At 61.8% G+C, this 13,488-nt stretch carries 12 protein-coding genes; all 12 read right to left on the reverse strand.

Going from position 1 to position 13,488, the window contains the following annotated elements:
* Positions 1-2 precede the first annotated feature (2 nt).
* The 12 genes from AC06G5_RS25180 to mraZ are packed head-to-tail and all read right to left on the reverse strand — an operon-like array spanning position 3 to position 13,396.
* Positions 3-986, reverse strand: coding sequence for a D-alanine--D-alanine ligase (locus tag AC06G5_RS25180; RefSeq protein WP_480458538.1), 984 nt, complete (start codon positions 984-986; stop codon positions 3-5).
* Positions 983-2,443: a UDP-N-acetylmuramate--L-alanine ligase gene (murC, locus tag AC06G5_RS25185; RefSeq protein WP_413428110.1), complete on the reverse strand. Its 1,461-nt coding sequence runs from the start codon at positions 2,441-2,443 to the stop codon at positions 983-985. The genes AC06G5_RS25180 and murC overlap by 4 nt, the downstream gene beginning before the upstream one ends.
* A complete protein-coding gene (gene murG, locus AC06G5_RS25190) occupies positions 2,436-3,506 on the reverse strand; it encodes an undecaprenyldiphospho-muramoylpentapeptide beta-N-acetylglucosaminyltransferase (RefSeq protein ID WP_413428109.1) in 1,071 nt (356 codons plus the stop codon). Before murG ends, murC begins: the two co-directional genes overlap by 8 nt.
* Entirely contained in the window at positions 3,496-4,713 is a 1,218-nt protein-coding gene (ftsW, locus tag AC06G5_RS25195) for a putative lipid II flippase FtsW (protein ID WP_413428108.1), read from the reverse strand. The genes murG and ftsW overlap by 11 nt, the downstream gene beginning before the upstream one ends.
* The gene (gene murD / locus AC06G5_RS25200) at positions 4,710-6,056 is read right to left on the reverse strand and encodes a UDP-N-acetylmuramoyl-L-alanine--D-glutamate ligase (protein ID WP_413704034.1); all 1,347 of its coding nucleotides are present in this window, start codon (positions 6,054-6,056) and stop codon (positions 4,710-4,712) included. The genes ftsW and murD overlap by 4 nt, the downstream gene beginning before the upstream one ends.
* A gap of 6 nt (positions 6,057-6,062) precedes the next feature.
* Complete coding sequence (gene mraY, locus AC06G5_RS25205) at positions 6,063-7,145, reverse strand: phospho-N-acetylmuramoyl-pentapeptide-transferase (RefSeq protein ID WP_007989886.1); 1,083 nt, start codon at positions 7,143-7,145, stop codon at positions 6,063-6,065.
* Positions 7,145-8,512: a UDP-N-acetylmuramoyl-tripeptide--D-alanyl-D-alanine ligase gene (locus AC06G5_RS25210; protein ID WP_413427712.1), complete on the reverse strand. Its 1,368-nt coding sequence runs from the start codon at positions 8,510-8,512 to the stop codon at positions 7,145-7,147. Before AC06G5_RS25210 ends, mraY begins: the two co-directional genes overlap by 1 nt.
* Positions 8,505-9,968 carry a UDP-N-acetylmuramoyl-L-alanyl-D-glutamate--2,6-diaminopimelate ligase gene (locus tag AC06G5_RS25215; protein WP_413704032.1) on the reverse strand — a complete coding sequence of 488 codons (1,464 nt, stop codon included), beginning with the start codon at positions 9,966-9,968 and terminating at the stop codon, positions 8,505-8,507. Before AC06G5_RS25215 ends, AC06G5_RS25210 begins: the two co-directional genes overlap by 8 nt.
* Complete coding sequence (locus AC06G5_RS25220) at positions 9,968-11,707, reverse strand: peptidoglycan D,D-transpeptidase FtsI family protein (protein ID WP_181456704.1); 1,740 nt, start codon at positions 11,705-11,707, stop codon at positions 9,968-9,970. The genes AC06G5_RS25215 and AC06G5_RS25220 overlap by 1 nt, the downstream gene beginning before the upstream one ends.
* Positions 11,707-12,000, reverse strand: coding sequence for a cell division protein FtsL (gene ftsL / locus AC06G5_RS25225; RefSeq protein ID WP_008016694.1), 294 nt, complete (start codon positions 11,998-12,000; stop codon positions 11,707-11,709). Before ftsL ends, AC06G5_RS25220 begins: the two co-directional genes overlap by 1 nt.
* Complete coding sequence (gene rsmH, locus AC06G5_RS25230; protein ID WP_008016693.1) at positions 11,997-12,944, reverse strand: 16S rRNA (cytosine(1402)-N(4))-methyltransferase RsmH; 948 nt, start codon at positions 12,942-12,944, stop codon at positions 11,997-11,999. Before rsmH ends, ftsL begins: the two co-directional genes overlap by 4 nt.
* Positions 12,941-13,396, reverse strand: coding sequence for a division/cell wall cluster transcriptional repressor MraZ (gene mraZ, locus AC06G5_RS25235; protein WP_007917012.1), 456 nt, complete (start codon positions 13,394-13,396; stop codon positions 12,941-12,943). Before mraZ ends, rsmH begins: the two co-directional genes overlap by 4 nt.
* Between the last annotated feature and the right edge of the window lie 92 nt (positions 13,397-13,488).

Here is a 13,488-nt window from a genome sequence, read left to right on the forward strand (position 1 = left end):
CCTTAACCTCTCGTCGACTCTTGGTTACCGGCAGTGTTGCCGGCAACGCTCTCGGCCAGAATGGCCAGAACCAGTTGCTGGAAATCCAGACCGGCGGCACGGGCCGCCATCGGCACCAGGCTGTGATCGGTCATGCCTGGTGCAGTGTTGACTTCCAGGAACCAGAACTGCCCTTCGGCGTCCTGCATCACGTCTGCCCTGCCCCAACCGGCGATACCCAGCGCCTCACAGGCTTTGGCCGTGAGGTCCATGAGTTCCTGTTCCTTGGCGCTGTCCAGACCGCACGGAATGCGGTACTGGGTATCGTTGGCGATGTACTTGGCGTCGTAGTCGTAGAAGCTGTGCGTCGTGCCCAGGGCAATCGGTGGCAACACCTGGTCACGCAGGGTGGCGATGGTGAACTCCGGACCGTGAATCCATTGCTCGACCAACACTTGCGAATCGTAGGTACTGGCCGCTTTCCATGCGTCGATTAGCTCGGACGCAGAACTCACTTTGGCCATCCCGATACTTGAACCTTCATGGGCCGGTTTGACGATCAAAGGGAAGCCCAGTTCCGTCGCCGCCGAAATACAATCGGCCTCGCTGCTCAGTACTGCGTGACGTGGCGTCGGAATGCCCAGGCTGTGCCAGACCTGCTTGGTGCGCAGTTTGTCCATGGCCAGGGCCGACGCCAGGATGCCGCTGCCGGTGTACGGAATGCCCAGGCATTCGAGCAGGCCCTGCATGCTGCCGTCCTCACCGCCACGACCGTGGAGGATGATGAAGGCGCGGTCGATCTTTTCGCTCTGCAGACGCTGCAGCAGGTCATCGCCTACGTCGAGGCCGAATGCGTCCACACCGGCGCTCAGCAGCGCGTCGAGTACAGCGTTGCCCGACTTCAGGGAGACTTCACGCTCGGCACTCTTGCCGCCGAACAGCACGGCGACGCGGCCGAAATCTTTCGGCGCGATCGTGGAGACCAGGTTGGCGTAGGCAGCAGTCATTTCAACTTCCCCTTCTCCGGCGCGGCAACGGCCCCGGCGAACAACTCACTCTTCAGCAGTTTTGGTGCGAGACCGCCGATATCACCGGCGCCCTGGCACAGCAGGATGTCGCCGGCGCGCAGCAGCGGCTTGACCACTGGCGCGAGGTCGACACCACGCTCGATGTAGATCGGGTCGAGCTGGCCACGCTGACGGATGCTGTTGCACAGCTTGCGGCTGTCGGCACCCGGAATCGGCTCTTCGCCGGCCGGATAGACCTCCATCAGCAGCAGTACGTTGGCGTCGGCCAGTACATTGACGAAATCGTCGTACAGGTCACGGGTGCGGCTGTAGCGGTGCGGCTGGTAGACCATCACCAGGCGGCGCTCCGGCCAACCACCGCGTACGGCCTTGATCACGGCCGCAACTTCCGTCGGGTGGTGACCGTAGTCGTCGACCAGCATCACATTGCCGCCGTCCACCGGCAGTTCGCCGTAGACCTGGAAGCGTCGACCGACACCCTGGAACCCGGACAGACCCTGGACGATGGCTTCATCGCTGACGCCTTCGTCGCTGGCAATGCAGATGGTTGCCAGAGCGTTCAATACGTTGTGGTTGCCCGGCATGTTCACTGAAACATCCAGCGGCTCGCGGTCAGGGCGCAGCACGGTGAAGAAGGTCTGCATGCCTTGCTGGCGCACGTTGATGGCGCGCACGTCGCAGTCTTCGCCGAAGCCATAGGTGACTGTCGGGCGTTTGACCAATGGCAGGATTTCACGCACCACCGGATCGTCCAGGCACACCACCGCCAGACCGTAGAACGGCAGGTTGTGCAGGAATTCGACGAAGGTTTTCTTCAGCTTGTTGAAGTCACCGTCGTAGGTCGCCATGTGATCGGCGTCGATGTTGGTGACCACGGCCACCAGCGGCTGCAGGTGCAGGAAGCTGGCATCGCTTTCGTCGGCTTCGGCGATCAGGTAACGGCTGGTGCCAAGCTGGGCATTGGTACCCGCGGCATTCAGGCGGCCACCGATCACGAACGTCGGGTCCAGGCCACCGGCCGCAAACACCGAAGCGATCAGGCTGGTGGTGGTGGTTTTGCCGTGGGTACCGGCAACGGCGATACCGTGGCGATAACGCATCAGCTCAGCCAGCATCTCTGCACGCGGCACCACCGGAATACGGCGTTCCAGCGCGGTAGCGACTTCCGGGTTGGACGTGTTCACGGCACTCGACACCACCAGCACGTCGGCGGCAGCGGCGTTCTCGGCGCGGTGGCCGATGAAGATCTGTGCCCCGAAGGACTCCAGGCGTTCAGTCACCGGCGAGGCCTTGAGGTCGGAACCGGACACGGCATAACCCAGGTTCAGCAACACTTCGGCAATCCCGCACATGCCCACACCGCCGATACCGACGAAGTGGATGCGACGGATACGGCGCATTTCCGGTTGCGGCATGGCTTTCTGACTCTCAACCATGGGCCACCTCCAGGCAGCTATCGACCACGTTACGGGTGGCATCGGGTTTGGCGAGGCGGCGTGCCGCGGTAGCCATTTCGTTGAGTCGTTGTGGTTGCATCAGGACCTCTGTCAGGCGAGCGGCAAGATCCGCTGCACCAGTCGTTCTTTGCGGCATCAGGAAGGCTGCGCCTTCACGGGCCAAATATTCGGCGTTGCGGGTCTGGTGATCGTCGATGGCGTGAGGCAAAGGCACCAGCATCGAGGGCAGACCGGCGGCGGCCAGTTCACTGATGGTCAGCGCGCCTGCGCGACATACCACCAGGTCGGCCCAGCCATAGGCTTGGGCCATGTCTTTGATGAAAGGCTGCACCTGCGCTTCGACGCCAGCCGCGCGATAGCGCTCTGCAGTCACTTCATCGTGGTTTTTGCCGGCCTGATGGAACACTTCCGGACGCAAATCAACAGCAACTTGCGACAGGGCTTCAGGCAGCAATTTGTTCAACGGTTCTGCGCCCAGGCTTCCGCCCAGGATCAGCAAACGCGCCTTGCGACCAGCCAGGGCTGGTCGCGATGTCTCGAGGAACAGCTCGGTGCGCACCGGATTACCGGTAGTCCGGCGGCTGTCCGACAGGGTAAAGGTGTCGGGGAACGCTTCACAGACTCGGGCGGCCAACGGCACCAGCAACCGATTGGCGGTACCGGCCACGGCGTTCTGCTCGTGAACGATCACCGGCACACCGGCCAGTTTTGCCGCAACACCGCCAGGACCGGTCACAAAACCACCAAAGCCCACGACGCAGACCGGTTGCAGACGGCGAATGATCGCCCGCGCCTGCCAGACCGACTTGAGCAACATGAACGGTGCCTTGAGCAGCGACAGCTTGCCCTTGCCGCGCAGACCACTGGCGTTGATCCGGTGCAGTTCGATACCGGCCGCCGGCACCAGGTCGTTCTCGATGCCACGCGGAGTGCCAAGCCAGTGCACGGTATAGCCGCGCGCCTGGAATTCACGGGCACAGGCCAGTGCCGGGAACACGTGGCCACCGGTGCCGCCGGCCATGATCATCACGTTAGCGCCCATGGTTCGGCTCCTCGGCGAAGTCGCTTTCATGGAACTCCATCTCCTCGCTGCCCAGGTGGGTTCGACTTTCCCACTCGATGCGCAGCAACAAGCCGAGACAGGCACAGCAAATAACCAACGAACTGCCGCCATAGCTGAGGAATGGCAAGGTCAGCCCCTTGGTCGGCAGCAAGCCCACGTTCACGCCGATGTTGATCAGGAATTGACCAATCCACAGGAAGGACAAACCGTAGGCGACATAAGCTGCAAAAAACTGCTTGGCCTTCTCGGCCCACAAACCGATGTACATGCCGCGGATACACACGAAGACGAACAGTGCCACGGTGCACAACGAACCCACCGCGCCCAGTTCTTCGGCCAGGACCGAGAACACGAAGTCGGTGTGGGCTTCCGGCAGGTAGAACTGTTTCTGTACGCTGTTGCCCAGGCCAACACCCAGCCATTCGCCACGACCGAAAGCGATCAATGCCTGGGACAACTGATAACCGGCACCGAACTGGTCGGCCCACGGGTCGGCAAAGTTGGTCAGGCGCGCCATTCGATACGGCTGCATTTGAATCAACAGCACCACCGCTCCGACAGCCAGGACCACCATCAGGGAAAAACGGAACAGCCCGACACCGCCAAGGAACAGCATCGCCGCCGCAGCCCCCATCATCACGACGGTGGCACCGAAGTCCGGTTCCATCAGCAGCAGGCCAGCCATCGGCAGCAACACGATGAACGGCTTGAAAAAGCCCATCCAGCTTTCCCGCACTTCTTTCTGGCGACGCACCAGATAACCGGCGAGGTAGATCACCACGAACACCTTGGCGATCTCGGAAGGCTGGACGTTGAAGAAACTGAAGCCGATCCAGCGCATCGAGCCGTTAACCTCACGGCCGATCCCCGGAATGATCACCATCACCAGCAAACCGAACGCACCCAGCAGCATCAGCCAGCCCAGGCGTTGCCAGGTGGCAATCGGGATCATCATGGTGACGATGCAGGCACCCAGGCCCAGCACCACGTAAATAAGGTGGCGAATCATGTAGTAGAGGGCGCTGCCCGACTGCACGGCCGCCACTTCGGTCGATGCAGAGGCAATCATGATCAGCCCCAGGCCGAGCAACGTCAGGCAACCGGCGAGCATCGGGAAATCGAGGTCGATACCGCGCCCGGTGATGATCGGCGACGGGTACGGCTTGATGATGCCTCTCAGGCTCATACCAGATCCTCCACGGCTTGGACGAACTGGTGACCACGGTCTTCGTAGTTCTTGAACATGTCGAAACTGGCGCAGGCTGGCGACAGCAGCACCACGTCGCCCGGCTGCGCGGCGGCGCGGCATTGCTCGACAGCTTCGATCAGGGAGCCGGCGCGGATCAGCGGCACGGCGTCGCCGATGGCCTCGCCGATCTTGTCGGAGTCGCGGCCCATCAGCACCACGGCGCGGCAGTTGGCCGCCACCGGAGCGCGCAGATCCTTGAACTCCGCACCCTTGCCGTCGCCACCGGCTATCAGCACGACCTTGCCCTCGATGTCCGCGCCCAGCCCTTCGATGGCGGCCAGCGCGGCACCGACGTTGGTGGCCTTGGAATCGTTGTAGTAACCCACGCCGTCGAGGTCACGGACCCATTGGCAGCGATGCTCGAGGCCGGCGAAGGTGCGCAGGCTCGACAGCATGGCATCGAACGGCAGGCCGACGGCATGACCCAGAGCCAGGGCCGCGAGGGCGTTGGACTGGTTATGGGCGCCGCGAATCTTCAACTCGCGCACCGGCATCAGGTTCTGGAATTCGAAGGCCAGGTATTTCTCGCCATCTTCTTCACGGATACCGAACGCCTTGAAGTCCGGTTTGTTCAGACCGAAGGTCCAGCACGGCTGGCCCTCGCCGATCAGCGGACGGGTCAGCGCATCCTGACGATTGACCACGAACTGTTTCGCGCCACGGAAGATCCGGTGCTTGGCCAAGTGGTACGCCGGCAGACCGCTGTAGCGATCCATGTGGTCTTCGCTGATGTTGAGCACGGTCGCCACTTCAGCATTGAGCTGGTCGGTGGTTTCCAGCTGGAAGCTCGACAGTTCCATCACGTACAGCTCGACGTCGTCACTGAGCAGATCCAGCGCCGGGGTGCCGAGGTTGCCGCCCACCGCGACGCGCTTGCCGGCCGCAGCCGCCATTTCGCCGACCAGGGTGGTGACGGTGCTTTTCGCGTTGGAGCCGCTGATGGCCACGATCGGCGCCTTCGCGTTACGCGCGAACAGCTCGATGTCGCCGGACAGTTTCACGCCACGGGCGGCGGCGGCCTGCAGGGCCGGGGTCGCCAGCGCCAGGCCGGGGCTCACGTAGAGCTCGTCGGCACGGCACAGGAACTCGACGTCCAGCTCGCCACAACGCACTTCCACGTGCGGATAGTCACGCTTGAGCGTGGCCAGTTCCGGTGGATTTTCCCGCGTATCGGCCACGGCAAACGCCACGCCCCGGTTCGCCAGGAAGCGAACCAGGGACATGCCGCTCTTGCCGAGGCCGACAACGATGCGGAAGTGGTCAGAAGCGATCAGAGACACGAATTTCTACCTCAGCTTCAGGGTGGCAAGGCCGATCAGCACGAGAATCACGGTGATGATCCAAAAACGGACGATCACGCGCGGCTCGGGCCAACCCTTGAGTTCAAAATGGTGGTGAATGGGCGCCATGCGGAATACGCGACGACCGGTCAGCTTGAAAGAGGCGACCTGAATGACCACGGACAGGGTTTCCATCACGAACACACCGCCCATGATGAACAGGACGATTTCCTGACGGACGATCACCGCGATGGTGCCCAGGGCCGCGCCCAGCGCCAGTGCGCCGACGTCGCCCATGAAGACTTGTGCCGGATAGGTGTTGAACCAGAGGAAGCCCAGGCCCGCACCGATCAACGCGCCGCAGAACACAATCAGCTCCCCCGCGCCCGGTACGTAAGGAATCAGCAGGTATTCAGCGAATTTCACGTTACCCGACAGGTAGCAGAAAATGCCCAGGCCGCCGCCCACCATCACCGTCGGCATGATCGCCAGACCGTCGAGGCCGTCGGTCAGGTTGACCGCGTTGCTCGAACCGACAATCACGAAATAGGTCAGGACGATGAAGCCTGCGCCCAGCGGAATGCTGTAGTCCTTGAGCATCGGCAGGATCAGCGTGGTTTCCACCGGAGTGGCGGCGGTCACATACAGGAAGATCGCTGCGCCCAGGCCAAATACCGACTGCCAGAAATACTTCCAGCGGCTAGGCAGGCCGCGGGAGTTTTTCTCGATGACCTTGCGGTAGTCATCAACCCAGCCGATGGCGCCGAACAGCAAGGTCACCAGCAGTACGACCCAGACGTAACGGTTGGTCAGGTCAGCCCAGAGCAGGGTGCTGACACCGATGGAGGACAGGATCAGCGCGCCGCCCATGGTCGGAGTGCCCGACTTGGACAGGTGCGACTGCGGGCCGTCGTTGCGAACGGATTGACCGATCTGACGGTTCTGCAACGTGCGGATCATCCACGGGCCATAGCACAGCGACAAGACCAGCGCGGTCAGTACACCGAGAATCCCGCGCAGGGTCAGGTACTGGAAGACCGCGAAGCCTTTGTAGAACTGTTGCAGATACTCCGCTAGCAGCAGCAGCATTAATGTTTCTCCAGACTGGACCCGCACAAGGCGGCGACGACGTTTTCCATCGCAGCGCTGCGCGACCCCTTGATCAAAATGGTGGTGTTTGTGTCTTGCTCGGCGTCCAGGGCCTTGATCAGCTCAGCCTGCGTGCTGAAGTGAAAAGCCTGAGGACCGAATGCGTTCACGGCGTGAGCCATCATTGGCCCGACGGCGTACAGCGCAGAAACCTTGCCACGGGCGTACGCACCCACGTCGCGGTGCCCCTGCTCCGCCCATTCGCCCAACTCGCCGATATCTCCGAGCACCAGGACGGTGCGACCGGAAAAGCCGGCCAGTATATCAACGGCAGCGCACATGGAGGTGGGGTTCGCGTTGTAAGTGTCATCGATCACGCGCATGCCGTTGCTGGCCAATTGCGCAACGGTGCGCCCCTTGACCGGTTGCACCGCGCCAAGGCCGGAGGCGATACCAGGCAGCGACACACCCAAGGCATGGGCAGCCGCCGCGGCGGCCATTGCGTTAGCGACGTTATGGGTGCCGAGCAGGTTCAGTTGAACGCGCTCCACACCTTCAGGACTGTGCAGATTGAACGCCGGGCAACCACGAGCATCGGTGGCCAGGTCACTGGCATGGAAATCTGCCTGAGTGTTGCTCAGGGCGAACGTCAGCACCTTGCGGGCGCCTGCGCGGGCTTTCCAGATGCCAAACGCCTTGTCATCGAGGTTGAGCACGGCGACGCCATCGGCCGCCAGCCCTTCGATGATTTCGCCCTTGGCCTCAACGATTTTCTCCGGCCCGCCGAACTCGCCGACGTGGGCGGTCCCTGCGTTGTTGAGGATTGCCACGTGTGGCTTGGTCAGCCCCACGGTATAAGCAATTTCACCCAGACGCGAAGCGCCCAACTCGATTACCGCCGCGTTGTGTTCCGGGGCGAGTTCCAGCAGGGTCAGCGGCACGCCGAGGTCGTTGTTCAGATTGCCACGGGTCGCCAGGACCGAACCGCGGGTACGCAGGATGCTTGCGAGCATTTCCTTGACCGTGGTCTTGCCGCTGGAGCCGGTGACGGCTGCGACAGGCTTGGTGAACGCCGCACGATTCAGCGCGCCCAACTGGCCGAGGGCCTGGCGGGTGTCCTTGACCAGCAATTGCGGCAAGGTGCTATCGGCGACTTCGCGCTCGACCAACGCCGCGACCGCGCCTTTGGCGGCGACTTCATTCAGATAGTCATGACCGTCAAAACGCGGACCGGCCAGAGCAATGAACAGTTGGCCCGGTTTGATCGCGCGGCTGTCGATGCTGACGCCGTCGAAACTGGCATCGGTGGACACCAGGCGAGCATTCAGCGCACCGGTCAGTTCGCTCAGTTTCAAGGCCTCAAGCATGGGCCACCTCCCAAGCGTTCAAGGCATGATCAGCCTCGACCAGATCGGAAAAGGCATGACGCTCGCCATTGATTTCCTGATAGTCCTCGTGACCTTTGCCGGCCAGGACAATCACGTCGTCCACCGAGGCACTGGCGATCAACCGGGCAATCGCCTGACCACGACCGGCAACGAACTCCACTTTATCCACAGCCGTGAAACCGGCGCGGATGTCATCGAAAATCACCGAGGGGTCTTCGGTACGCGGATTGTCGTCGGTGACCAGCACGCCATCGGCCAGGCGCTCGACCACTTCAGCCATCAGCGGACGCTTGCCGCGATCGCGATCACCACCGCAACCGAACAGGCACAGCAATCGGCCTCTGGCGTGAGGACGCAGGGCCATCAGGACCTTTTCCAGGGCATCCGGGGTGTGGGCGTAATCGACCACCACCAACGGCTGCGAGCCACCGCCCAGTCGCTGCATGCGACCGGCCGGGCCTTCGAGCTTCGGCAGCACCTTGAGGATTTCGTCCAGTGCGTAATCCAGACCGAGCAACGCGCCGACCGCCGCCAGGACATTGCTCAGATTGAAGCGACCGAGCAAAGCGCTACGCAAGAGATGCTCGCCCTGTGGCGTGACCAGCGTGGCGCGCACGCCTTCGTCGTCGAATTGCGCCTGGCGGCAATACAGGTAGGCACTGGAATCTTCCAGGCTATAGGTGATCAGTCGCGACTCGCGCTTGTCCGCGGCCAACTGCCGGCCAAACTCGTCGTCGAGGTTGACCACGCGGCATTTCAAATCATTCCACGCAAACAGCCTGGCCTTCGTTTCGCCGTAAGCCTGCATGGTGCCGTGGTAATCCAGATGATCGCGGGACAGGTTGGTCATCACCGCCACATCGAAGGCCAATGCCGTCACACGGCCCTGGTCCAGGCCGTGGGAAGAAACTTCCATCGCCACGGCTTTGGCCCCGGCCTTTTTCAGGTCCGCCAGGGTCGCTTGCATGGCAATCGGATTCGGTGTGGTGTGCAGACCGCTTTCCAGCGCGCCATAGAAACCGCAACCGAGTGTGCCAACCAGGCCGCAGTGCTGGCCAAGCAGGTCCAGTGCCTGGGCGACCAATTGAGTCACGCTGGTCTTGCCGTTGGTGCCGGTGACGCCCACCAGGTTCAGGTGATGGCTCGGCTCGCCATAAAAACGCCCGGCGATGTCCGACAACTGCGCCGCTAGCCCCTTGACCGGAATCAGCGGCACTTCAGCGATCGGCAGGACCGTGGCGCCTTCGACTTCATAGGCCACTGCAGCAGCACCGCGCTGCAACGCGTCGGCAATGTGCGCACGCCCATCGAACTTCCCGCCCGGCACGGCGAGGAACAGATCACCCGCGCGAACATTGCGGCTGTCCAGGGCGAGCTCGCGAATCAGCAGATCGTGGCCGGCGTGAGGGAAAATCTTGTTCAGGCTCAGAGACATCAGCCGCGCCCTCCATTGGCTTTCAGCGGAACGACCGGTGTAGCGTTCGCTTGTTGAGTAGGTGGCAGGTTGTCCGGCGTAATGTTCATCAGGCGCAGGGTGCCCGACATCACGCGGCTGAACACCGGCGCGGAAACCAGGCCGCCGAAGTAACCGGCCTTGGTCGGCTCATCGATTACGACCACGATGGCGTAACGCGGATCGCTCATCGGGCCGAAACCGGCGAACAGCGAACGGTAGGAGTTCTCGGCGTACCCCTTGGTACCAACCGATGTTTTACGAGCGGTACCGGACTTGCCGCCCACGTGATACGCCGGCACTTGCGCACGGAACACGCCGCGCGGGGCCTCGATCACTTGTTGCAGCATGCCTTGCATGGTTTTCGCGACGGCCTCCGGCAGCACCTGGGTAGTCTGCGGCGGCTTGTCGGTCTTGATCAGCGTCAAAGGTGCGAGGCGACCGTTGTTGGCCAGGGCCGAGAAGGCGTGGACCAACTGGATCGCGGTCACGGAGATACCGTAGCCGTAGGACAGCGTGGCGGTTTCTGCCTTGCGCCATTCACGGTAGTTCGGCAGGTTGCCGACGCGCTCGCCCGGGAAGCCCAGGCCGGTGTCCTGGCCAAGGCCGACTTTCTGCGCAAGGCGGAAAATCGTTTCGCCGCCGATGTCGAACGCGACCTTGCTCATGCCGACGTTACTGGAGTTGATCAGAATGCCGGTCAGGTCGAGCACCGGGCCTTCGGTCTTGGATACGTCCTTGATGGTGTACTTGCCGATCTGCAACGAGCCCGGATACACCTCGACAGTGTCGCTCGGCTTCCAGCGGCCGGTTTCGATCGCGGCGCTCATCGAGATCGCTTTCATGGTCGAACCGGGTTCGAACACGTCGATCATCGCGCGGTTACGCATCATTGCCGGCTGCAGGTTGCGACGGTTGTTCGGGTTGTAGGTCGGCTGGTTGACCATCGCGAGAATCTCGCCGGTCTTCACGTCCATGATCACCAGGCTGCCGGCCTTGGCGCCGTTCTCGATGATCGCGTTGCGCAATTCGCGGTTGGCCAGGTATTGCAGGCGCAGGTCAATGGACAACGCCAAGGGCTTGCCGGCCTTGGCGTTTTTGGTGACCTGGACATCCTTGATCAGCCGGCCGCGCCGGTCCTTGATCACCTGGCGCTTGCCGGGGACCCCGGCCAGCCATTCGTCGTAGGCCAGTTCGACACCTTCACGACCGTGATCGTCGATGTCGGTAAAACCGACCATATGGGCGGTGACTTCGCCGGCAGGATAAAAACGCCGGAACTCTTCGATGCCGTAGACACCCGGCACCTTCAGGTCGAGCACGGCCTGCCCCTGCTCCGGCGTCAGCCCGCGCACCAGGTAGATGAATTCTTTGTTGGCCTGGGCTTCAAGACGCTCGGTCAGGGCTTTGGGATCTTGCCCCAGCGCTGCGGCCAGTGCTGGCCACTTGTCTTTCTCCAACTGCATTTCCTTGGCGTTGGCCCACAGCGTGGTCACCGGGGTACTGACAGCCAAAGGCTCGCCGTTACGGTCGGTGATCAGACCACGGTGAGCCGGAATCGGAATATGACGCACACTGCGCGCATCGCCCTGACCTTTAAGGAAGTCACGGTCGACCACTTGCAGATCGATGATGCGCCAGCAGATAGCAGCCACCATGACGCCCAGCAAACCCAGGACCACACGGAACCGCCAGGGAAAGAGTGCACCTTCGAGTTTCATCATGGCGCCACCATCTTCACGTCAGCGGCACCGGGGATGTGCATTTTCAATTGTTCGGTGGCCAGCACTTCGATACGGCTGTGGGCGGTCCAGGTGCTCTGTTCCAGAATCAACCGGCCCCACTCGGCTTGCGCCTTGTCGCGCACGCTCAATTCGTTGTACAGCGTGTTCAACAACTGGCGATTCCAGTGGGCGCTGTAAGACACGCCGATGGCCGAAACGAGCACGGCAACAAACAGCAGCAGCATGAAAAAGCTTCCGCCGGGCAATGGCTTGGCGAAAAGCTTGCTCACCGCAGCTTCTCCGCCACACGCATGACAGCACTACGGGAACGTGGGTTGGCTTTCAGTTCGGCGTCGGAGGCCGTCTGCGCTTTGCCATGGACTTTGATTTTCGGTTCGAAGGCGACGTGCCGAACCGGCAGGTTGCGCGGCAGGTTGTCGGCTTCGCCTTTCACCAGCTTGCGCATGAACAGTTTGACGATGCGATCTTCCAGCGAATGAAAGCTGATCACCACCAGGCGACCACCCACTTCCAGGCACTCCAGCGCGGCTTCGAGCCCGGTCTCCAGATCGCCCAGTTCGTTGTTGACGTGAATACGCAATCCCTGGAACGCACGGGTTGCAGGGTTCTTGCCCTTTTCCCACGCCGGGTTGGCGACCTTCAGGACTTCCGCCAGGTCACCGGTGCGCTCGAATGGCTTGATGTCGCGGCGCTCGACCACGGCACGGGCCATGCGACCGGAGAAACGCTCTTCGCCGTATTCCTTGAACACACGGGCGATTTCTTCCACGGGTGCGGTGTTGACGAATTCGGCGGCGCTGATGCCACGGGACGGATCCATGCGCATGTCCAGCGGACCGTCGTTGAGGAAACTGAAACCGCGCTCAGGGTCGTCGAGCTGAGGCGAGGATACGCCAAGATCCAGCAGAACGCCGCTGACCTTGCCGGCCAGACCGCGCTCGGCGACTTCCGAACCGAGTTCGGCAAAGCTGCGCTGCACAACGACAAAGCGGCCGTCTTCGGCCGCTAGCGTCTGCCCGGTGGCAATCGCTTGTGGATCTTTATCGAATCCCAGCAACCGGCCGTCGGGGCCGAGCTGGCTGAGAATCAACCGGCTGTGCCCGCCGCGCCCGAACGTGCCGTCCAGATAGCAGCCATCAGGACGTACGGCGAGAGCCTCGACGGCTTCGTCAAGCAGTACGGTGATGTGGTTAAAGCCGCTATCAATAGTCACAGGATCAAATCACGCAGTTCGTCAGGCATAGCGCCCGGTTGTTGAATAGCAGCCAGGTCAGCGGCAGAAACCGCGTTCCAGGCATCCTCGTCCCACAATTGGAACTTGTTCAGTTGGCCTACCAGCATCGCGCGCTTATCCAACTTGGCATATTCACGAAGACGCGGTGGAACCAGGAAACGACCACTGCCATCGAGCTCAAGGTCGACGGCATTACCAATCAGTAAACGTTGCAGGCGGCGGTTCTCTTCGCGAAGCGAAGGCAGTGCGCGCAGTTTGGTTTCAATAATTTCCCACTCATCGAGGGGGTAAACACACAAACAAGGATCAACGGCATCAATTGTTACGATCAATTGACCGGAACTACGCGAATCGAGCTCGTCACGGTACCGGCTCGGCATTGCGAGACGGCCCTTTGCATCGAGACTGATAGCGTTGGCTCCGCGAAACACGTCAGCGTTTCTCCAAATTCTAGCGTTTTGAGTTCAAAAAACCCACTTCATGCCACTTTCCGCCACTTGCGCACACTATAGGAATGCGCCCA

The organism is Pseudomonas sp. WT-JTC, assembly GCF_056711565.1.

Excerpts from the sequence above, each read along its gene's own strand:
- AC06G5_RS25180 (WP_480458538.1), bottom strand. The coding sequence starts at position 986 with ATGACTGCTGCCTACGCCAACCTGGTCTCCACGATCGCGCCGAAAGAT.
- murC (WP_413428110.1), bottom strand. The coding sequence starts at position 2,443 with ATGGTTGAGAGTCAGAAAGCCATGCCGCAACCGGAAATGCGCCGTATC.
- murG (WP_413428109.1), bottom strand. The coding sequence starts at position 3,506 with ATGGGCGCTAACGTGATGATCATGGCCGGCGGCACCGGTGGCCACGTG.
- ftsW (WP_413428108.1), bottom strand. The coding sequence starts at position 4,713 with ATGAGCCTGAGAGGCATCATCAAGCCGTACCCGTCGCCGATCATCACC.
- mraY (WP_007989886.1), bottom strand. The coding sequence starts at position 7,145 with ATGCTGCTGCTGCTAGCGGAGTATCTGCAACAGTTCTACAAAGGCTTC.
- AC06G5_RS25210 (WP_413427712.1), bottom strand. The coding sequence starts at position 8,512 with ATGCTTGAGGCCTTGAAACTGAGCGAACTGACCGGTGCGCTGAATGCT.
- AC06G5_RS25215 (WP_413704032.1), bottom strand. The coding sequence starts at position 9,968 with ATGTCTCTGAGCCTGAACAAGATTTTCCCTCACGCCGGCCACGATCTG.
- AC06G5_RS25220 (WP_181456704.1), bottom strand. The coding sequence starts at position 11,707 with ATGAAACTCGAAGGTGCACTCTTTCCCTGGCGGTTCCGTGTGGTCCTG.